The sequence below is a fragment of the Nocardia jejuensis NBRC 103114 genome (assembly GCF_001613145.1).
GTDB classification, from domain to species: domain Bacteria; phylum Actinomycetota; class Actinomycetes; order Mycobacteriales; family Mycobacteriaceae; genus Nocardia; species Nocardia jejuensis.
Genome location: NZ_BDBU01000002.1, coordinates 467948 through 489250 on the forward strand (window position 1 = coordinate 467948; position 21303 = coordinate 489250).

Sequence of the window (21303 nt, forward strand, 5' to 3'; positions counted from 1 at the left end):
CGGCGAAAACAGTCACGCGAGACCGGTTCGGGCATCTACCGTCTGAGAAAGCCGGTGGTGAGTGGAGCGAGAACTGTGATGAGCCCAGCGAATACGTCCTGTGCCGCGTTCCAGCGCACCGCCGCGGTGGATCCCACCGCGGTCGCGGTGCGCTCGATAGGTGGGACCCAGGAGCTGACCTGGGCGGACTACGGCGCGCAGGTGCGCGCGGTGGCCGCGGGCCTGTGCGCGCTCGGGATCGGGCGCGGGGACACCGTGGCACTGATGATGTCCAACCGGGTCGAGTTCTATCCCCTCGAGGTGGGCGCGCAGCACACCGGCGCGACCTCGTTCTCGGTGTACAACACCCTCTCGGCCGAACAACTGCACTACGTGTTCGCCAATGCCGGCAACCGGGTCGTGCTGTGCGAAGCGCAGTTCGTCGAGCGCATCCGCGCCAGCGGGATCGCGATCGAAACCATCGTGTGCGTGGACCGGCCGGTGCCGGGAACCATCGGTGTCGAGCAGCTGATGTCGTTGGGGCGCAGCGATTTCGACTTCGAGGCCACCTGGCGTGCGATCACCCCCGAGGACGTCGTCACCCTCTGCTACACCTCCGGCACCACCGGCAACCCCAAGGGCGTGGAGATCACCCACGCCAATCTGAGCTTCGAATGTCACGCGTACGCCTCGGTCATGCCGATCGAGTTCGGTGACCGCATCACCTCCTACCTGCCCACCGCGCACATGGCCGACCGGGTCACCGGGCTGTATCTGCACCAGTATTTCGGCACCCAGATCACCGTGGTGCCCGAGCGCACCCAACTGCCCGCCGCGCTGGCCGATGTGCACCCCACCATCTGGGGCGGGGTGCCGCGGGTGTGGGAGAAACTCAAAGCGGCCGTGGAATTCTCGGTCGCCACCGAAACCGACCCCGCGCGCAAGGGCGCGCTCACCTGGGCGCTGGAGGTGGCCGCGCGCAAGAGCGCAGCCCAGCTGGCCGGAGTCGCGCTCGATGACACCCAGGCCGCGGAATGGGCCAAGGCCGATGAGCTGGTGCTCTCGGCGCTGCGCGCGAAACTGGGCCTCGATCAGCTCAGGTGGGCGCTCTCGGGCGCCGCGCCGATTCCGCCCGAGACGCTCGGATTCTTCTTCGGACTCGGTATCCCGATCTCCGAGGTGTGGGGCATGTCCGAGCTGACCTGCATCGCCAGCGTCAGCCCGCCGCAGCACGCTCGCCTGGGAACGGTCGGCAAACTGCTGCCCGGACTCGAGTCCATGATCGCCGAGGACGGGGAGTTCCTGGTGCGCGGGCCGCTGGTGATGCGGCAATACCGCCACGAACCCGGCAAGACTGCCGAGGCCCTGGACGCGGACGGGTGGCTGGCCACCGGCGACATCATCACCCAGGACGAGCAGGGCTATCTGCGGGTGGTGGATCGCAAGAAGGAACTCATCATCAACGCCGACGGCAAGAACATGTCCCCGGCCAACATCGAGAACACCGTCAAGGCCACCACCCCGCTGATCGGGACCCTGGCCACCATCGGGGACCGGCGCGCCTACATCACCGCGCTCATCGTGCTGGACGCGGAATCCGCGCAACCCTACGCCGCGCAACACGGTCTGAGCGATGCCTCCGCGGCGGCGCTGGCCGCGCATCCGGAGGTGATCGCGGACATCGCGCGTGGTGTCGCCGCCGGGAACGCGAAGCTCTCGCGTGTGGAGCAGATCAAACGCTTCACCGTGCTGCCCGCGTTCTGGGAACCCGGCGGTGACGAGATCACCCTGACGATGAAACTGCGGCGCACACCCATCGCGCAGAAGTACGCGCGCGAGATCGAGCACATGTACACCGCCGAACGCGGGGCGGGCGTGCACGAACCCCGGGCCGAGGAATCCACACCCGTGCCCTGAGCCTGGGACCGCCCTGGATTACAGAGCACTTGCTCTGTTATCGTCGGGTATGGCCAGACCCCGCACCCACGACCCTGATACGGTGCTCGATGCCGCGGAATCGCTGGCCGTCTCCGCCGGACCCGCCGCGGTCACCATCCGCGCCGTGGCCGCCGCGACCGGAATGTCCAACGGCGCGATCTACCACACCTTCGCCTCACGCTCGGAACTGCTCGCGCGCACCTGGATTCGGGCCGCGAACCGATTCCTGAGCCTGCAGAGCGAACTGGTGGACCCGCACACCGGCATCGACGCGGTCATCGCCGCCGCCCTGGCCCCGGCCGAATTCGCCGACCGCTACCCGCTCTCGACGAAACTGTTCTTCACCGTGCGCCGCACCGACCTGCTCGGCCCGGACCTCACCGACGAGCTGCGCCGCGACCTGGACGCACCCCAGCGCGCCCTCATCACCCTGATGAGACGCCTGTCCACCGACCTGTGGCAGCGCCGCGACGCCCGCGCGGTGGACACCATCACCACCTGCATCGTGGACCTGCCCACCGCGATCCTGCTCGAACGCGACCGCCTCGCCGACCCCACCGCCCGTGCCCACCTGCGCGCCGCGGTGCGCGCGGTCCTGCACACCGGACCCGCACCACTCTGACCACCGCACGACCCGCCCGTGACCACCCGACCCGAAGGACCACCCCGTGCCCACGACACTGACCTACCGCGACAAGATCGCCGTGCTCGACCTCGGCGACGGGGAGAACCGATTCTCCCCCGAATTCCTCGACGAGCTCGCCGCCCACCTGGACACCGTCGTCGCCGAGGGCGCACCCGCGCTCGTGACCACCGCGAGCGGCAAGTTCTACTCCAACGGCCTGGACCTGGAATGGCTCAGCGCCCACGGCGACCGCGCCGAATGGTATGTCGCGCAAGTGCATTCACTCTTCGCGCGCGTACTGACCCTGCCGATGGCCACCGTCGCGGCCCTGCCCGGACACGCCTTCGGCGCCGGCGCCATGCTCGCCATCGCCCACGACATGCGCATCATGCGCGCGGACCGCGGCTACTTCTGCTTCCCCGAAGCCGACATCCGCATCCCCTTCACCAACGGCATGGCCGCGCTCATCCAAGCCAAACTCACTCCCAAAGCGGCCGTCGCGTCCATGACCACCGCGCGCCGCTTCACCGCCCCCGAAGCCCTCGCCTACGACATCATCGACGCCACCGCCCCCGAGTCCGGCCTCACCGAGGCCGCCCTGGGCCTGCTGACCCCACTGACCCCCAAGGATCAGGGCACACTGACCGCGATCAAGAGCGTCATGTTCGCCGACGCCTTCGCCGCCCTCACCCGGCCCGCCCTCTGACATACGGCGTCGCCGCCGAACGTGTCGGCGGCCGGTCGTAGCGTTCATCGAATGAACTGGAGACCGTGGTTGGAGCTGTCGAGCGAGGAATGGATCGCCGGCAGAGATCCTGATGAGTTGGATCCCGAAGTGGCGCAACAGCGCTGGCTCGGGTACGCCCCGGCCACCGAGGCCGGCATCGCCGCACTCGAGCAGCGCCTCGGCCTGCGGTTGCCACCCTCCTACCGCAACTTCCTGCTGACCACCGATGGTTGGCGCCATGCCGGAGAATTCGTGCGCACGATGCGGGACACCACCAATCTGGGATGGCTGCGTGACCTCGAACCAACCTGGGAGCCCTGGGCCGACCTGATCACCGAGCCGCCCGTCGACGCGCCGGGTAACGCGTTCGACCGCGGGCTGCTGATCTCGCTGCACGCCGACGCCGGGGTCCTGTTCCTCGACCCGGCCGACCGCGACGAGAACGGCGAATGGGCCGCCTACAGCGTGTTTCCTGGGGGGAGTTCCCGCAGCGCTACCCGTCGTTCACCGCCCTCATGCAATCGCAGTATCAAAGCCTTCATCACCTCCGTCAGCCGGCGGGCAAAACCCGTGACAACTGGGATCTGGTGGCCGAACAGGCACGAGGCGAATCCCTCTCCGGGGACATCGACACAGCCATGGCGGCCCTGGAGAAAGCCCAGCACTTCGGCCAGTCACGCGCCACGGTCTTACACACCCAGCTCCAGATGTTCCTGAGCACCGCGTCCCCCTACGATGCCTCGCGGATCCTTTCGCGTGTGCTACCCCTGGCACCCGTTCCGGAGGGATTCTTCACCGGTCCACTGTTCATCGACGAGTTCGTGCCGTGCATGTTCCTGCAACACGCACACAAAGAGCCCTGGTATGCCTCCGCGCTCGACGTTGCCCAGATCGTGGAGACCGCGCGAAACGACCCCGGGGGCGAGATCAGACGTGCCATCGACGGGCATCGGGCCAGGGTGGAGCGGCCCGGCTACCAGCTCTCCTACGGCAACCGAGCATTCGACGCCGCGGTACGACAGGCGCTCGCGCAACACCACTCCGACCCGGCGGCACTGTGGCATGCGCTCGAGGCCGCGATGGCGCATTGGCAGCCCCGCACGCCGGATCACATCGCCCCGGTCGCATTGCTCGCCGACCCGGTGCTGGCCTACAGCCTCACCCCCGAACGCGGGCGCGCGCTGTTGAGTCGACCGCGCGGCGGCCGCTGACCCGGCGAGGCTGATGGATCGAGAACGGTTCACGAGGTGAACGGGCGGTGCGAGCGTTCGGCCGCGCGCAGGTGCGGCAGCAGCAGCGATCCCACGGCCGTGGGATCCTCCGCGTGCAGGAAATGGCCCGTGCCCGGGACTCGGGCGTGGGAGATGCCCGCACGCTCGGCCAGGATGCGCTGCATGTCCGAGGACATGCAGCCGTCGTTCGTTCCGGCCAGGGCCAGGGTCGGCAGATCCGCCGAGCGCGAGAGCAGCGCGCGGTGGAACTCGCGGGTGGGGGCGCGATGGATCGTGAACAGCGACCGGTAATAGCGCGTGGCCGCCCACGCCAGATCCGGATCGGTGAACACCGCCGCGGTCGGAGCGAACTGCGCGTCGGTGAACGACCAGTCCGGAGACCAGCGCCGCCACAGACGGCGCACGAACGCGGCATTGTCGCGCGTGAGCAGGCGCGGGGAGGCACCGGACTGCATCAGCGGAATGTACGCGGACATCACCGTCTGGCGGGGTAGATGCCGCACGATGGCGGGCGCGAAACCGTCCCCGAACGGCGGGATCGCCAGCAGTGTGAGCGAAAGCCATTGGCGTGGAGCCTGTTTGGACAGCACAGTCGCGGCGAACGCACCCCAGTCGTGACCCACCAGATGCGTCGGCGGGGACCCCAGTTCCCGATGCCAGGCGGCGATATCGGCACTCACGGCCATCAGGTCATAGCGGGCGCCGTGATCGGCCGAGCCCGGGGTGTAGCCGCGCAGCCACGGGGCCAGCACCTGATAGCCCGCGTCCAGCAACGACGGAACGAGCCCGTCCCAACTGTGCGGGGTATCGGGGAAACCGTGCAGCAGCAGCACCAGCGGCGCTCCGGCCGGGCCGGCGTGGCGCGCGGACAGCACCAGCCCGTCGTGCCGCAACCTCAGCGTGCTCTCACCCGGAATCGCGGATGTCATCGATACCTCGTCTCATACTCGATCCCCGGCTGCCTCGACCTGTGCTCGCACCGCACCGACTCGTGGACCGGTCCGGCTGTGCCGAGAATGTGCCGGGAACGGGTTCACGTGCGCACCCCCGCGCACGAAGCCGCCCCGTTCCCGCCACCCGTTGCACGGATACCAGCGCACCGCCGTGAGCCGGACAGGCTCCGGCGTCACGGACCCGGTCCACCCGGTCCACCCGGGACGCGCCGGTGCCGGACGGCTCAACGCCCCTGCCACACCGGTGCACGCTTCTCCACGAACGCGCGCATCCCCTCTCCCGCGTCCGCGGAGGACAGGGCACCGGCCGCGACCTGCCCCTGCCGGGCGAACTCCTCCTGCGTGGACCAATCCGGGGCCTGATCGATGATCTGCTTGCTCGCATCCAGACTCAGCGGCGCGTTGACCGCGATCCGCTCGGCCAGATCCAGTGCCGCCTCGAGCGCCTTGCCCGGTTCGGCGACCTGGTTGATCAACCCCAGATGAGCGGCACGATCGGCGGTGATCGGATCACCGGTCAGCGACAGCTCCATCGCGATCGCACGCGGTAGTCGCTGTGACAGGCGCAGCACGCCACCACCGACCGCGACCAGACCACGCTTGACCTCGGGCAGTCCGAACACCGAATCACGCGCGGCGACAATGAGATCCGCGCTCAACGCCAGCTCGCACCCACCCGCGAGCGCCGGTCCCTCCACCGCGGCGATCAACGGTTTGCGTGGCGGCTGGGACACGATGCCCAGAATGCCGCGCTTCTCGGTGATCGGCACCTCACCCCGCGCGGCGGCCTTGAGATCCATTCCGGCACTGAAATATCCACCCGCACCGGTCAGAATCGCGATGCGCGCGTGCGGATCGGCCTCGTACGCGTCGATCGCGCGCTCGAGACCCAGCGCGGCCGCCAGATTGATCGCATTGCGGGCCGCGGGACGATTGATCGTGATGATCATGATGTGCCCGCGTCGCTCGATCAGCACCGGCGCCGGGGGCGGGGCGGGCAACTCGACCCGCTCGGTCCCCTCCACCACCAGTGCGCCACCGGAGACCGTGACCGGCAATCCCAGCACATCACCCTCGGTGAGCACGCTCAGCAGGGCCGCATCGGTACTGCGCACCAGCGCACGCTCACCCGCGGGGGTCAGCACCGACACGATCGCCGCCTCGGGGGCACCCTCGCGGTCGTACGGCAGCGTGTACGCCTCCACCACCGCGGGACCCTCGTACCCGGTGCGCGCCACACGCGCCGGGGGATGCTCGATCACCGGGGTCAGATGCGCGAACGCGGCCCTGGGCGGCGTCGCGGAATACACGCCCAACGCGTGCTTGGTCAGATACCAGCCCAGAGACGTTGCCAGACCGAAGGTCTCGGGCTCGGCCCGCAAACGCTCGACCAGCGTCGCCACCGCGTGACCGCCGTAATTGTTGCCCGGCCCGCCACCGAAGGTCAGCCCACCGGTCACCGTCAACGCCCGCTCGGGGTCCTCGCTCGACAACCCCAGCTCGCGCGCGGCGATCTGCACCGCCACCGGGAAGCACGCGTACAGATCCACATGCGTCAGATCCTTGGGCCCCACTCCCGCATGCGCGAACGCCGCCGCACCCAGCGCCCGGATCGCGGGCGAGGCCGCCAATTCGGTGCGCTCGCTCACGAACCACTCCTCGGTGCCCGAGGCGCCGGCATGAATGAACACCCACTTGTCCTGCGGAATCCCGGCCGCCTCCGCCGCCGCGGCACTGCACACGATCAGGCCACTGGCCATATCGACCGTCAGATTCGCGCATTCGAGCTTCGTGTACGGGGCCGAGATCATCCGATTCGACTCGGTCACCGTCGCGATCTCGGCCGCGGTGAACTCCTGCGGCTGCCAGGCGTTCGGATTGCCGGCGGCCACCGCGGAGAACCGCGACCACAACTGCGCCACCGCCTGCGCGTGCTCCTCGGGCGTGCGACCCAGGGCATGGCGGTTCGCGGACTCGAGCAGCGCGTACATGTTGATCGGGGCCTGCAGGCCCGCCTCGGACTCGGCGGAGTTATTGGCCGCCTTGTCGATCCCGACCGTGCGGGTCGGCTTCACCTCCGAACCCTGTGCGGGCCACTGCAATTCGATACCCGCACGCTGGGCCGCGGCCTGGGTGGCGCCGGCCTCGGCACCGGTCACCAACACCACCTCGTAGGTGCCCGCGGCGATCGCGGCGGCGGCCTCGTTGATCAGCAACTGACCCCCGTCACCGCCGAACGGGCTCGACTGCACCGTGTCCACCTCGGGCGCACCCACCGCCGCCGCGACCAGCGCACCCAGATCCCGGTACTGCCACGACGTGGGAGCCACCGAGAACACCGCGTCCGCGCGCGCCAGCAGCGACTCCCCGGCACCGGTATCGGCCGCCGCGAGACGCAATGCCCGCACCGCCAACTGCGACGGATCCAGATACGCCGCATCCGGAATCCGGTCCGCCACCTGTCCCACACCCACCAGTACCGGCGTCGAGGGTGCGAGCACCGCACCGGAGGCCAGGTGCCGCACCGCCGTGCGCGACGGCTTGGACCCCGGCCCCGCCGCGGTGGACCCTGTCCCGGCCGCGCTCAGCACCCCCGGCAACGCCGCGAGCGACTCGCGCAGCGCCTCACCCATTCCGCGCGCCACCGTCGCACCCAGCGGGCCGTCGATCGGCTGACCCGCGAGCCCCGCGTCCAGATACACCTCCGCGCCCGCACCCGACGCGAGCACACTCACCCACATGCCCAGAGTCAACCCCTGCGGCCCGGTACCGGCCATCGCGATGCCCGCATCGCTCACCTCGGTCACCCTCCAGCGCAGATCCGCCGGAATGCCCATGAATTTCGCGATCTGCGTGAACTCGAGACCCACCTCCGCCTGCCCCGGCGCCTCCCCGCGCCAGCCCGCATGGAAGGTGAACCACTCCGGAATCCGCGCCAGATCACCCAGATACGCGCGCACCGCACCCGCATCGGCCTCGAGGCGCGCATGCGCGTGCGCCGACCGCGCATACGCACCCAGCCCCTCGGGCAACTCCCGCTCACCCACCTCGGGCACATCCGGCTCCGCACCCGCGCGACCGGTCAACCCGAGCACCAGATCACGCACGATGCGCGGATCGCGGCGCACCGCGCCCAACAGATCTCCACCGGCACGTATCTGCTTGCGCACCGTACGTCCCTGCTCGAAAACCGCACGGAAACGCTCGAATCCGGGCACCGCAGTCACAGCCAGCCTCCTCGTTGAGGTGAGAACATCTGAGACTCACCGTATCGCCTACTCGCGGAGAACGGCAGCCCGAGGATTACTTCGCACCCCACCACGCCCGGCCCACCCCTCGTTCCCGAGAATCGGACAACGGGTTCACGTGCGCACTCCCGCCCGCGGAGCCACCTCGCTCCAGCCGCTCGCGCGCAGCGATCCGTGCCGCCACCGGGGAAGCACGCGTACAGATCCACATGCGTCAGATCCTCGGGCCCACCCCCGAGTGAAAACGCCTGCGGGAGTAGTGCGGTGGTTGCCTCGCAGAATCCGGCGGTGACAGCGGCCGATCCTCGGCACGATCCGGTCCGCAGACGACAAGCAGCGATGACAACCAGCCCCGATCACACCGGCAGCCGAGGAGTCAGCGCCGACGCAGTCGGCCTGGGGGCGGCAATCTCAGAGACGAACGCCCAGCAGCGCGTCGACCGCGTCACCGATCAACGCCGGGGCCGCGGTGTCCGGACCGCCGTAGGTCAGGGCCTGATCGGCCCAACTGTCCACCGCGGCAAGGGCTTTAAGGGTATCGAGATCATCGGCCAGATGTTGGCGCAGACGCGAGACGGTGTCCTGCGCGGCCGGACCCGAATCCAGTGCCGCGGCCGCACGCCAGCGCTCGAGCCGCGAGAGCGCCTGTGCCAGCACCGCATCGGACCATTCACGATCCTGACGGTAATGCCCGGCGAACAAACCCAGCCGGATCGCGGCCGGGTCGGTGCCCGAGCGGCGCAACGCCGAGACGAACACCAGATTGCCGCGCGATTTGGACATCTTCTCCCCGTCCAGGCCGATCAACCCCGCATGCACATAGTGGCGGGCGAAGCGGCGGCCCTTGACCAGGGCTTCGGCATGGGCGCAGGAGTATTCGTGATGCGGGTAGATCAGATCGCTGCCCCCGCCCTGCACATCGAATTCGGTACCGATCCGGTTCAGCGCGATCGCCGAACACTCGATGTGCCAGCCCGGACGCCCCGGCCCGAACGGCGCGGGCCACGACGGCTCACCCGCACGCTCCGCACGCCACAGCAGCGCGTCGATCGGATCACGCTTGCCCGCCCGCTCGGGGTCACCGCCGCGCTCGGCGAAGAGTCGCTCCATGGTCGCGCGGTCGTAGCCGGACTCGTACCCGAACTGCTCGGTGGCATCGTGGCGGAAATACACATCCGGGAACTGCGGATCATCCACGATGTACGCCGCACCCGAGGCCAGCAGCTTGTCGACCATCTCCACGACCTCGTGCACCGACTCGATCGCGCCGATGTACTCGCGCGGCGGAATCACCCGCAGCGCCGCCATGTCCTCACGGAACAACTCGATCTCGCGGGTGCCCAGCGCACGCCAGTCGATCCCGTCGCGCTCGGCGCGCTCGAACAGCGGATCGTCCACATCGGTGGTGTTCTGCACGTAATGCACGTCCAGGCCCGCATCACGCCACAGGCGATTGACCAGGTCGAAGGTCAGGTAGGTGGCCGCGTGCCCGAGATGGGTGGCGTCGTACGGGGTGATGCCGCACACGTACATGGTGGCGGTGGCCCCGGGGGTGACCGGGCGCACCTGCTTGTCGGCGGTGTCGAACAGACGTAACGCCGGTCCGGATCCGGGGACGGTCGGGACAGCGGTATCGGACCAGGACTGCATGATTCGAGGTTAACCGGGCGATCGGCGTACGACGTGCGCGCCCCCGCTCACCGGCACCCCACCCACCCCCGAAGCGGCCCCGGCGACCTGCACTGCAATGCCGCATACGCACACGTCAATGGTTGTATTCCGGCAGCTTGCAACCTCCGCGCCGCCCGAGAGTGCGCACGCACTCCACGCGCTCACCGCGCACAGTAGCCCGGGGTGCGCGAGCGCCGCACACGCGGGTGCGCCGCGCTCAGAACGCGGGCCACGGAATCGGACGCTGAGAGTTCGGCATCGGCATCACCGGATCCTCGAGCAGGGCACGCCCGCGCGCCTCGAGCGCCTCGATCTCCGCATCGGTGATCAACTCCGAGAGTCGCTCACCCAGCTCCCCGGGCAGCGACTTCACCAAAACCGTGATGTCGGTGAGCAATTGCTCCGCCACCGGCTCCCCGGCCCACCCCCACAGCACGGTGCGCAACTTGGGTTCGGTGTGCAGGCAGATCCCGTGATCCACCCCATAGGCGCGCCCGTGCGGACCCGCAAGCACATGCCCGCCCTTGCGATCGGCATTGTTGATCAGGACATCGAGCACCGCCATGCGGTGCAGGCCCGGATCCTCGGCATGGATCAGCGACACCGGATGCCCCGAGGGATCCAGCGCCCGCAACACCTCGCGATAGCCCGGCGGCACCTCACCGGCCGGCACCAGATCCACCGGATCCGGCCCGCCCTCGGGGTCCTGCACGATATCGATCCACCGCTGCACCATGCCCGGCCCGTACGGTCCCTCGCGCAGCACCGTCTCGGGAATCACGCCCCAGCCCAACGCTTCCGACACCAGATACGACGCGACCTCACGCCCGGCCAGGGTGCCGTCCGGGAAATCCCACAGCGGCCGTTCCCCGCGCACCGGCTTGTACACCACGCGCAGATCCTGCGCCCGGCACACCAGCGTGGCATTGCTGGCGGAGGTGATCTGCCCCAGCACCGTCAGGTCCGCGGTGCGCAGCGGGTCCGGTGACACGGTCATTCCTCGAGATCGGCCGCACCGAAGATGCCGCCACGCTTGTACCCGTTGGTGCGCACACACATATGACCCACCGGCGCGAGCGGTTCCCCGCACAGCGGGCACGGCGGACGACCCGCCGCGATCACCCGCGTGGACCGCAACGCGAACTCCCGCGCCTGGATCGGAGTCAGGAACACCCGCACCGCGTCCGGGCCCTCCTCGGTGTCATCGAGCACCACCGACTCGTCGACCTCGGTCTCGGTGATCGCCAACAACTCCACCACCACCGCGTTCGCATCCGCGTCCCAGCCCAAACCCATGGTGCCGACCCGGAATTCGGATTCGATCGGGGTCACCAGCGGCGCGACATCCGCGACATCGGCGGCCTGGGGCGGCACCGGGGTGCCGAAGCGGCGCGCCACCTCGTCCAGCAGCAGTCCCATCCGATCGGCCAGCACCTTCACCTGCTGCTTCTCGAGCAGCACGCTGACCACCCGCGGCTCCTGCACGGCTTGCAGGTAGAAGGCGCGATCACCCGGCTCGCCGACGGTGCCGGCGACGAAACGATCGGGGGTGCGGAAAATATGGATTGCCCGGCTCATCTGCACCTCCTGAAAGCTCACTCACCACTAAGAATCGGGGCTTCCCGCATTCTCATTATCCGTACTACCGGTGATACCCGTTTCACCACCGGGCACCGGCCCCGAGCGCGATTCGCCGCCGGTTTGCGGCGAAATCGCCGCCAACGCGGACAGATCGGCGCCGGTATCGTTCACCCGCCACACGTACGGCGCGGTCGGGCTGTAGCGAACCACACTGATCGAGGCGGGCTCGACCACGATCCGCTGAAAACCGTCGAGATGGATACCGAACGCATCGGCCAGCACAGACTTGATCACATCACCGTGCGTGCACGCCACCCACAGCACATCACCGCCGTGTTTCTCGGCGAACTCGCGATCGCGTTCACGGATCGCGGCCACCGCACGGAACTGCACCTGCGCCAAGCCTTCTCCCGACGGAAACACCGCCGCCGAAGCGTGCCGCTGCACCACTTTCCACAGCGGTTCGGTCACCAGCTCGGAAAGTTTTCGGCCCGTCCAGTCGCCGTAGTCCACCTCGAGGAGCCGCTCGTCGGGCTCGGCTTCCATGCCCAGCTTGTCCGCCAGCGGTGCCACCGTTCGCTGACAGCGCAACAGCGGCGAGCACACGATGTGCTCGATCGGCAGGGAACCCAGGCGCTGAGCCACCGTCTGGGCTTGCTCACGACCTCGATCGGTCAGATCGACCCCGGCGCTTCGACCAGCCAGGGTATGGGCGGTGTTCGACGTGGAGACGCCGTGCCGCAGGAGGATCACCGTCACCGTGACAGCCTACTGGCTAGGTCGCCGACACGACGCCGGTCGCCAGCAGCGCCATCACGATCACACCCAGCGCGATGCGGTAGCCCACGAACCAGTCCAGCGAGTGTTTGGTCACGAACCGCAGCAGCCACGCCACCGAGGCGTACCCGACCACGAACGACACGATCGTCGCCACCAGAATCTGCGGTCCCGACGCGTTGAGACCCTCACCGGCGGGTTCGAACGCATCGGGCAGGCTGAACAGACCCGAGGCCAGCACCGCCGGAATCGCCAGCAGGAACGAGAACCGCACCGACGCTTCACGGGTCAGACCCAGGAACAACCCGGCCGAGGACGTGGCGCCCGAACGGGACACACCCGGAATCAACGCCAGGCATTGCGCGAAACCCATCACCAGCCCGTCACGGGTGGTCAGCTGCTGGATCGGGCGACGCTTGGTGCCGTAGTACTCCGCCGCGGCGATCACCAGCGCGAACGCGATCAACATGAACGACACCAGCCACAGATTGCGTGCGCCGGTACGGATCTGGTCCTTGAGCAGGAACCCGATCACCCCGATCGGCACCGTGGCGATGATCACATACCAGCCGATCCGATAGTCCAGCTCGCGCTGCGAATCCTCGTCCAGCACATAGCCGCCCGGCACCCGCTCGTCGTACACCGGCAACACGGTGGTGGGGGCCTCGCTCAACGGGACGCTCGCGCGCACCCCGCGCCCGTTCACCTTGCGGAAGATCGTGGTGAACCAGGCCTGCAGGATCCGCCAGATGTCCTTGGCGAAATACACCAGCACCGCGGCCTCGGTGCCCAGCTGGGTGACGGCGGTGAACGAGGCGCCGGCATCGTCGCCGAAGAACACCGCCGACACGATCCGCATGTGCGCCGAGGACGAAATCGGCAGAAACTCCGTCAAGCCCTGCACCAGACCCAGCACCAGGGCCTGCACCCACGTCATCGACTCGCCCAACTCACCCTCCAGTCCCCAATCGTTGCCTGCCGGTGGACAATTCGCCCACCCGTGGCGGCATCCGCCGCGAACACCGCCGCGACCTTACAGGGCGCGGGTGCCCGGGGCAGGACCCCCGGCACCCGAACTTCACACCCGACCCGCCGGTGTCCACACCGGAGGTGGGGGCGGAAGGGATTTGTGCGCATAGGCTGACGCGTGTGACGAAAGGGTATGCGCGGTGATGGAACAACGGACGGTGGGGCGCAGCGGATTGCGCGTCTCCCGCCTCGGCCTGGCCACCCACACCTGGGGCAGGCAAACCGATGCCGACGACGCGGCCGCGCAACTGGTCGCGTTCATGGAGGCCGGAGGCACCCTGGTGGACACCTCCCCCGCCTACGGGGACGGCAACGCCCAGCACATCCTCGGGGAACTGCTGCGCGAGGTGGGCCGGGAGGAACTGGTGCTGTCCGGATGTGCCGGGCACAGAGCACTTCTGAGCGATCCGGCCGCCGGACCCGCCCCCGCGCCCACCCGCTGGATCGTGGACGCCTCCCGGCGCACCATGATGCGCCAGCTCGATCAGACCCTGGCCCTGCTGGGCACCGATCACCTGGACGTGTGGACCGTCGCGGCATGGGATCCGCACACCCCGCTCGACGAGATCGCCGACACCCTGCAGTGGGCGGTGCGCACCGGACGCGTGCGCTACGCCGGAGCCCGCGGCTACGACGGCTGGCAACTGGCCACCCTCGCCGCGGCCGCACCCCTGACCGCCACCCAGACCCCGTACTCGCTGCTCGCGCGCGGCGTGGAACACGAATTCGTGCCCGCCGCACAGCATCACGGCATCGGCGTGATCGCCACCGCACCCCTGGCCGGAGGCATCCTGACCGGCAAATACCGTGACGGAGTGCCCGCGGACTCGCGCGGGGCGGACGAGGCGACCGCCGCGGAGATCACCGCGCACCTCGACGACCGCGCGGTGCGGGTGGTGGACGCGGTGGTGACCGCCGCGGACGGACTGGGCACCTCACCGCTGGCGGTGGCGCTGGCGTGGATCCGCGACCAGCCCGGCGTGGCCAGCCTGCTGGTCGGAGCCCGCGACATCGGGCAGCTCACCGGGATCCTGGCCGCGGAAACCCTCGAGCTCCCGCGCGCCATCGCGGCCGCACTCGGTGACGTCAGTGCACGCACAGAATGAGCCATGGCTAGCCTTACCTGCATGAGGTCTCCCGTGAGCGCCCGATCGGCCGTCGTCCTGCGCACTCTGCTCGTGCTGCTGGGCGCGAGCCTGATCGCCGGCACGACCGCGTGCAGCAACCCCGCCGCCACCGGCTCCGCCGCGCACGGACCCGCCACCGCCACCCTGGCGAACCTGGACCCGGTCCCGATCGGACCCGAACCCACCCCCACCCTGCCGGTGACCGTCCCATCCTTCGACGGCGCGGAGGTCACGGTCACCGACTCGAGCCGCATCATCGCCGCGGACCGCTACGGCACCCTCGCCCAGACCGTGGTCGCGCTGGGCCTGGGACCCAAACTCGTGGGCCGCTCCACCGCCGCGGCGTTCCCCGCGGTCAAGGACCTGCCCAACGTGACCGCCGGATCGGGCACCCTGAACGTGGAAGCCATTGCCGCACTGCGGCCCTCGGTGTTCCTGACCGACACCGTCAGCGCCACCCCGGTGATGAAGGAACAACTCCGCGCCCTGGGCATCACGGTCGTGTACTTCGATTCCCAGCGCAGCATGGACGGCGTCGTCCCGCAGATCGAGGCCGTGGCCGCCGCCCTGGGCGTGCCCGCGGCGGGCAAGGCCCTGGGCGAGCGCACCCGCACCGAGATCGCCGCGGCCACGGCCACCGTGCCCGCCCACGACGAGGCGCTGCGCATGGCGTTCCTGTACCTGCGCAGCACCGCCATCACCATGCTGGCCGGACCCGGATCGGGAGCGGACTCGCTCATCACCGCCATCGGCGGCACCGACGCGGGCACCGCCTCGGGGGTCGAGGAACCCTTCGTCCCGATCACCAGCGAAGCGCTCATCGCCGCCGCACCCCAGGTCATCATCGTCATGTCCGACGGGCTCGCCTCGGTCGGCGGCGTCGAGGGGCTCGCCAAGATCCCCGGCATCGCCCAGACCCCCGCGGGCAAGGACAAGCGCATCGTCGACATGTCCGACGCGGTCCTGCTCAGCTTCGGCCCCAACACCGGGCGCGTGGTGGACGCACTGGTCAAGGCGGTCTACGGCGACAAGACCGCATGAGCCCCACCCCCGAACACCCGCAGGATTCCCCCGTGCCCCACCCCGATCCGCCCGCGCAGGCACCCGAGTCGCCGACCGACTCCCCGCAGAGGTCGGCCTCGCCCGGGTCCATCACGAACGGTTCCTCGAACCCACTCGACGTCACGGCCGGTGCGAACCCCGGCCCGGCCGGCGCCGACCCTGCCTCCTCGGTGCCCGGCGCGCACGCCCCGGACACCGCCGACGCGCAGCGCGTGGCGCGACAGGGCACCGGCGCGTGCACCTCCGCAGGGGACGCCCGCACCGCGCCTCTGCCCGGCGATTCATCGAATGTAGTCCTCGCCGAACAGGATTCGATGCTCGGCGATCCCGGGCCGGTCACCCGCGGACGCCGCACCCTCTCACGCACGACACTGATCTTCGCCGCCGCGCTCCTGGCGCTGGTGGTGCTCGCGCTGATCTCCGCGGCGGTCGGGCAGGTGCCCACCACACCCGCGGAAGTGGCGGGCAGCTTCTTTCACCGGATCGGCCTGGACTGGGGACCGATGCCCGCCCACCCCGCCGGGGACGTGACCCTGTGGGAAGTGCGATTCCCGCGCGTGGTCCTCGCGATCCTGGTCGGCGCGGCACTCGCGACAGCGGGTGCACTCTTGCAGGGAGTGTTCGCCAACCCGCTCGCCGAACCCGGCGTCATCGGAGTATCGGCCGGTGCCGCGGTCGGCGCGGGCGCGGTCATCGTGTTCGGCGGCGCGTTCGTCGCGGCCTGGTCCGTCGCGGCGGGAGCCTTCGCCGCCGGATTGATCACCACACTGCTGGTGTACGTGCTCTCGCGCTCGAACGGGCGCACCGAAGTGGTCACCCTGGTCCTGACCGGTGTGGCCATCAACGCCTTCGCGGGCGGACTGATCTCGTTCCTGCTGTTCACCGCATCCCCCGCGGCCCGCGATCAGATCGTGTTCTGGCAACTGGGCAGCCTCAACGGCTCGACCTGGCAATCGGTAGGCGTGGTCGCGCCCCTCACCGCGATCGGCGTGCTGGCCGCGATCGTCCTGTCGGGCAAACTCGATCTGCTCGCACTCGGGGAATCCGCGGCCCGGCACCTGGGCGTGGACGTGGAACGCCTGCGCCGCAACGTCATCGTCATCGTCGCGATCCTGGCCACCGCCGGCGTGTCGTTCACCGGCATCATCCTGTTCGTCGGACTGATCGTGCCGCACCTGGTGCGCATGCTCGTCGGTCCCGGCCACCGCGTGCTGATCCCGCTCAGCGCCATCCTGGGCGCGGTGGTGCTGCTGGCCGCGGACATCGGCGCGCGCGCCCTGGTCCACAACGCGGACCTGCCCCTGGGCATGCTGACCTCACTGGTCGGCGGACCGTTCTTCTTCTGGCTGCTGCGGCGCACCCGCGCCCGTTCGGGAGGTTGGGCATGAGCACCGTATTGCGAAGCCTCACCGGTGTTTTCACCCGACGCGACGAGGTCCCCGCCGACCCCGCGCCCGGCACCGTCACCCTGCGCGCCCGCGGTGTCGCGGTCGAACGCGACGGCGGGCGCCGCGTCCTCGAGGACGTCGACTTCGACGTCGTCGCCGGACAGATCGTCGCCCTGGTCGGACCCAACGGCGCGGGCAAATCCACCCTGCTCGCGGCCCTGGCCGGCGAAATGCGACCCAGCACCGGCACCGTCGAACTCGACGGCCGCCCCCTCGCGGACTGGGCCCCGGTCGAGATGGCCCGCCGCCGCGCGGTCCTGCCCCAGAACCACACCGTCGGATTCCCGTTCACCGCACGCGAAGTCGTCGCCATGGGCCGCGCCCCCTGGGCCCGCACCCCCCGCCAGGACCACGACGAGCGCCGCATCGCCGACGCCCTGAGCGCCACCGACGTGCACCACCTGGCCGCACGCACCTTCCCCGCCCTCTCCGGCGGCGAACGCGCCCGCGTCGCCCTGGCCCGGGTCCTGGCCCAGGACACCGCGACCCTGCTCCTGGACGAACCCACCGCCGCCCTGGACCTCGGGCACCAGGAGCAGGTCCTACGCCTGGCCCGCGCCCGCGCCACCGCCGGAGCGGCCGTCGTGGTCGTCCTGCACGACCTGGGCGTCGCGGCCGCCTACGCCGACCGCGTCGCGGTCCTGGACGCCGGACGCATCGCCGCGCACGGCCCACCCCGCGAGGTGCTCACCACCGAACTGCTCACCCGCGTCTACAAACACCCCGTCGACGTGTTCGACCACCCCGTCACCGGCAACCAACTCGTGCTGCCGGTACGCGGCCGCACCGACTGAGAGACCGGAGAACCCCGACGGTCCGCCGTGCGGGAAGAGTCGCGCACAGCGGACCGTCCGACCGGCCGGTGGGCACGCACACCGTGCCCGTTACCCGGGGCCGAGCCGCGCGGGAACATCTGTGTGACAAGCGAGTTCAGCTTCGAGAACTCACCGGTGATCGCACGGCGGTGCGATCACCGCCGGTGACTCACTCGCGCGCGTCCCCGCCCGACCGCGGGTGCACCAGCAGCGACACGGCGGCGTGCGCGGCACGCGGATTCCGGCGCACCGATCTCAGACCACGACCTCGCCGAGTTTGCCGGTCGCCACATCGAATACGAAGCCGCGCAACGAACTCGTCGCGGTCACGAACGGACTGGCCTCGATCCGCCGAATCGATTGGCGCACATCCTCCTCCAGATCCCCGAACGCCTCGGCCGACCACGCGGGCTTGATCCCGGTCTCGTCTTGGATCGACTTCTTGAAATCGTCGTCGGTGAAGGTGAGCATGCCGCAATCGGTGTGATGGATCAGGATGATCTCGGTGGTGCCCAGCAACCGCTGACTGATCGCCAGCGACCGGATCTCGTCATCGGTGACCACACCGCCCGCATTGCGGATCACGTGCGCCTCCCCGTCCCCCAGACCCAGGATCCGGTACACGTCCAGGCGCGCGTCCATGCAGGCCACCACCGCGACATGCTTGCTCGGCGGCAGCGGCAGCGCACCACCGAACCCGGCGGCGTATTCGGCGTTGTTGGCGAGATATTCGTCCGTGACGGTCATGGTCGCGTCCTTGCGTCGTGGGAGTGGGGTGAGGACATGCGAATCTGTGCATCGACCGTCGCGCAGTTCGAGCGCCGGCGCGAGGGATGCGCGCACGCTGAGGCAAACCCTTGCCGCCGCCTCCCGTCCGCGCCCATCGTGACCAGCCCGGCTCCGCCACACCACGCACCCGGGAGTCGACGGCCGCCGCGTCATCGCGTGAACCGCTGTGCCGAAACACCTTTCGCGCAATCGCAACCGTTGATATCCTCGCCTCTCCCGTCACGGAGCCCGCCACACCGCTCCGTCCACGCACGCCTGGGGGGCTGGCATGACTCGATTCGGCACACTCATCGGCACAGCGGACAAAGGCGCGGCACTGTTCCATTGCGCCGCCTGCGCCGACGACTCGGTCGCCGGAATCTTCCTGGCCTCACCCACCCTGCCCGGCGCGGTCATCATCACCGGATTTCTGGGCGACACCTTCAACTGGACCGTGCGCGACCGCGACGCCTTCGACGCGCTGTGCCTGATCGTCGCCCAGGACGACGCCGACCCGATCCTGCTTCGCCGCTACCACTGGCTCTTCGCCCCCTTCTTCTGCGTGCCGTGCGAAGTGAACTACTGCACCCGGCACTGGAGCCCCGAACCCATCCACGACGCCGGCGGCTACGACCACACCCTCGGCACCTGCCCGCGCGGACACCGCCAGAAGGTGCACGGCTGGTCCGACGACCGTGAATAGGTCGCAGGTGAGCGAAACACGCTCGGACACACGGTGGTCCGACGGTCCGACACTCACCGGCTGTAGCGAAAGGCGGGCCGCATGGGGGCGAGGGGCATTCGGCAGAGGGGTCACGGTGCGCGAAGGAGTCGAATCGGGTTGTCATGCCGCTGATTTCACATCGGCACGCCGGTGAATTCGGCACCACCGTGAATTCACCCGGCCCGATCCCGTCCCAACCCCTGCGGCACCGCATCTACTCCGGGATCGTGGCCACGGCGTCGATCTCCACCAGCACCCCGGGCCGCGCGTGCCCCGCGGTGCTGACCACGGTGATCGCCGTGCGGTGCTCGCCCCACACCTTCCGCGATGCGGCGAACCCCGCCTGCACGTCGGCCCCGGCGACCAGATAGATGGTCATCTTGACCACGTGCTCGGGCCCGCTGCCCGCCGCGGCCAGCACCGCCAGCACATTGCGCATCGCCTGCTCGGTCTGAGCCTCGATCCCCTCGAGCACCGCCCCGGAGCCGTCGGTGCCCAGCTGCCCGCCCACGTACACGATCCGTCCCGCCGGTGCGATCACCCCCTGGGTGAACGCCGGGTTGTACGCCAGCTCCGCGGGATCCAGACGGGTGTTGCTCACGGGGTTCTCCTCGGCGTCGATCTCGGTGTGCAGGTACAGATCTCGCAGCAGACAGACCTCGGACAGATGATGGATCAGCTCCCGATGAATGTGCTGGATCAGATCGGCCATGCTCAGTTCCGGATAGGGCTCCTTCGCCCCGACCGGCGCCCGCAACTGCTCCTCGGTCAGCCCGCGCACCCCGGCCAGCCACACCTCGAGCTGCGTCTCGAGCTGCTCGAGCGCGCCGGCCGCGTCCCCGGCATACGTCCAGGACTCGTACGAGACCGGCGCGGCCCCGAAATGCGCGGCATTGCGCGCACCCAGCACCCCGACGATCACATGACCGAGCCGCCACGCGATCGTGGTGAACGGCGCGGGATCCGGTTGCGGATACGCGAATTCGATGACCAGATCCCCCGAACCGGCCTGCATCGGCGCGCTCGAGGTGCCACGTTCGCGCACACTCCACGCATCCCGCACCGGAGACCAGAAATACTCCGCGTCCTCGAGCCCGCGCAGCCGCTCGCGGATCTGATGGTTCCAATGGAACTCCCACTGCTCGCGCAACGTGCGATTCCACGCGAAGCCCGGCGCGTCACCAGCGTGCGCAGCCGGGTCCTTGCCCGACGATCCGGGTCCGGACCGCTCCTGCTCGTATGTGGCCATCTCGCCTGTGCCCCTCTCGTCTGCGTCCATGCGACCACCCTGGCACCCCTAGCGGACAGTATCGGTCCGCAATCTCTGCGAAAATGACGTCATGGACACCGGCGCGCACGACCGCGGCACCACCGAGCGGGTACTGACCCTGCTCGGACTGCTGCAACAGCGCCAGGTCTGGACCGGCCCCGAACTCGCCCGGCAGCTGCAGGTCACCGCACGCACGGTCCGCCGCGACGTGGAACGACTGCGCACCCTCGGATATCCCGTGCACGCGAGCCAGGGCGTCGGCGGCGGCTACCAACTGGGCGCGGGCCAGCACCTACCCCCGTTGCTGCTGGACGACCAGGAAGCGATCA

Annotated in this window: 20 protein-coding genes; 11 read left to right on the forward strand and 9 right to left on the reverse strand. The window is 69.4% G+C overall.

Annotated features, from left to right (window positions below):
• Positions 1-78: 78 nt before the first annotated feature.
• From fadD11 to NJ1_RS02535, 5 genes are all read left to right on the forward strand, one after another.
• Entirely contained in the window at positions 79-1896 is a 1818-nt protein-coding gene (fadD11, locus tag NJ1_RS02515) for a fatty acid--CoA ligase FadD11 (protein ID WP_067686963.1), read from the forward strand.
• Positions 1897-1945: 49 nt separating this feature from the next.
• A complete protein-coding gene (locus tag NJ1_RS02520; protein WP_067686713.1) occupies positions 1946-2539 on the forward strand; it encodes a TetR/AcrR family transcriptional regulator in 594 nt (197 codons plus the stop codon).
• A gap of 46 nt (positions 2540-2585) precedes the next feature.
• On the forward strand, positions 2586-3248 hold the full coding sequence (locus NJ1_RS02525) for an enoyl-CoA hydratase-related protein (RefSeq protein ID WP_067686716.1): 663 nt from the start codon (positions 2586-2588) through the stop codon (positions 3246-3248).
• A gap of 69 nt (positions 3249-3317) precedes the next feature.
• Positions 3318-3986 carry an SMI1/KNR4 family protein gene (locus NJ1_RS02530; protein ID WP_067686718.1) on the forward strand — a complete coding sequence of 223 codons (669 nt, stop codon included), beginning with the start codon at positions 3318-3320 and terminating at the stop codon, positions 3984-3986.
• Positions 3977-4480, forward strand: coding sequence for a hypothetical protein (locus NJ1_RS02535; protein ID WP_067686721.1), 504 nt, complete (start codon positions 3977-3979; stop codon positions 4478-4480). The genes NJ1_RS02530 and NJ1_RS02535 overlap by 10 nt, the downstream gene beginning before the upstream one ends.
• 29 nt (positions 4481-4509) lie before the next feature.
• Here NJ1_RS02535 and NJ1_RS02540 read toward each other — a convergent pair whose 3' ends face one another.
• The 7 genes from NJ1_RS02540 to NJ1_RS02570 all read right to left on the reverse strand — a co-directional run bounded on the left by NJ1_RS02540 (position 4510) and on the right by NJ1_RS02570 (position 13668).
• A complete protein-coding gene (locus NJ1_RS02540; protein ID WP_067686724.1) occupies positions 4510-5430 on the reverse strand; it encodes an alpha/beta fold hydrolase in 921 nt (306 codons plus the stop codon).
• A gap of 248 nt (positions 5431-5678) precedes the next feature.
• A complete protein-coding gene (locus tag NJ1_RS02545; RefSeq protein ID WP_245717179.1) occupies positions 5679-8681 on the reverse strand; it encodes a crotonase/enoyl-CoA hydratase family protein in 3003 nt (1000 codons plus the stop codon).
• A 432-nt stretch (positions 8682-9113) separates the two neighbouring features.
• Entirely contained in the window at positions 9114-10352 is a 1239-nt protein-coding gene (gene mshC, locus NJ1_RS02550; RefSeq protein ID WP_067686726.1) for a cysteine--1-D-myo-inosityl 2-amino-2-deoxy-alpha-D-glucopyranoside ligase, read from the reverse strand.
• Positions 10353-10590: 238 nt separating this feature from the next.
• Positions 10591-11370, reverse strand: a complete 780-nt coding sequence (locus NJ1_RS02555) for an SCO1664 family protein (protein ID WP_067686727.1) — start codon at positions 11368-11370, stop codon at positions 10591-10593.
• Complete coding sequence (locus NJ1_RS02560) at positions 11367-11951, reverse strand: DUF3090 domain-containing protein (protein WP_067686969.1); 585 nt, start codon at positions 11949-11951, stop codon at positions 11367-11369. The genes NJ1_RS02555 and NJ1_RS02560 overlap by 4 nt, the downstream gene beginning before the upstream one ends.
• A 27-nt stretch (positions 11952-11978) precedes the next feature.
• A complete protein-coding gene (locus tag NJ1_RS02565) occupies positions 11979-12713 on the reverse strand; it encodes a histidine phosphatase family protein (RefSeq protein WP_067686730.1) in 735 nt (244 codons plus the stop codon).
• A gap of 16 nt (positions 12714-12729) precedes the next feature.
• Complete coding sequence (locus NJ1_RS02570) at positions 12730-13668, reverse strand: undecaprenyl-diphosphate phosphatase (protein WP_084477656.1); 939 nt, start codon at positions 13666-13668, stop codon at positions 12730-12732.
• Between the two features lie 235 nt (positions 13669-13903).
• Between NJ1_RS02570 and NJ1_RS02575 the strand changes: the two genes are divergently transcribed.
• The 4 genes from NJ1_RS02575 to NJ1_RS02590 all read left to right on the forward strand — a co-directional run bounded on the left by NJ1_RS02575 (position 13904) and on the right by NJ1_RS02590 (position 18191).
• Positions 13904-14866 (forward strand): aldo/keto reductase, encoded by a 963-nt coding sequence (locus NJ1_RS02575; protein ID WP_067686740.1) that lies wholly within the window; start codon positions 13904-13906, stop codon positions 14864-14866.
• 21 nt (positions 14867-14887) lie between these two features.
• Positions 14888-15928 carry a heme/hemin ABC transporter substrate-binding protein gene (locus NJ1_RS02580; RefSeq protein ID WP_084477657.1) on the forward strand — a complete coding sequence of 347 codons (1041 nt, stop codon included), beginning with the start codon at positions 14888-14890 and terminating at the stop codon, positions 15926-15928.
• A 335-nt stretch (positions 15929-16263) separates the two neighbouring features.
• Positions 16264-17337, forward strand: a complete 1074-nt coding sequence (locus NJ1_RS02585; protein WP_067686977.1) for a FecCD family ABC transporter permease — start codon at positions 16264-16266, stop codon at positions 17335-17337.
• Positions 17334-18191 (forward strand): heme ABC transporter ATP-binding protein, encoded by an 858-nt coding sequence (locus NJ1_RS02590; RefSeq protein ID WP_067686742.1) that lies wholly within the window; start codon positions 17334-17336, stop codon positions 18189-18191. The genes NJ1_RS02585 and NJ1_RS02590 overlap by 4 nt, the downstream gene beginning before the upstream one ends.
• 276 nt (positions 18192-18467) lie before the next feature.
• Here NJ1_RS02590 and NJ1_RS02595 read toward each other — a convergent pair whose 3' ends face one another.
• Positions 18468-18959: a beta-class carbonic anhydrase gene (locus NJ1_RS02595; protein WP_067686746.1), complete on the reverse strand. Its 492-nt coding sequence runs from the start codon at positions 18957-18959 to the stop codon at positions 18468-18470.
• A 310-nt stretch (positions 18960-19269) separates the two neighbouring features.
• Here NJ1_RS02595 and NJ1_RS02600 point away from each other — a divergent pair, with 310 nt between their 5' ends.
• Positions 19270-19683: a hypothetical protein gene (locus NJ1_RS02600; protein WP_067686748.1), complete on the forward strand. Its 414-nt coding sequence runs from the start codon at positions 19270-19272 to the stop codon at positions 19681-19683.
• 235 nt (positions 19684-19918) lie between these two features.
• On the opposite strand, the gene NJ1_RS41095 is transcribed toward NJ1_RS02600, so the two are convergent.
• Positions 19919-20983, reverse strand: a complete 1065-nt coding sequence (locus tag NJ1_RS41095; RefSeq protein ID WP_157573697.1) for a Rid family hydrolase — start codon at positions 20981-20983, stop codon at positions 19919-19921.
• A gap of 61 nt (positions 20984-21044) precedes the next feature.
• Here NJ1_RS41095 and NJ1_RS02610 point away from each other — a divergent pair.
• Positions 21045-21303 (forward strand): helix-turn-helix transcriptional regulator (locus NJ1_RS02610; RefSeq protein ID WP_157573698.1); only part of this gene is annotated, 259 nt, incomplete at its 3' end.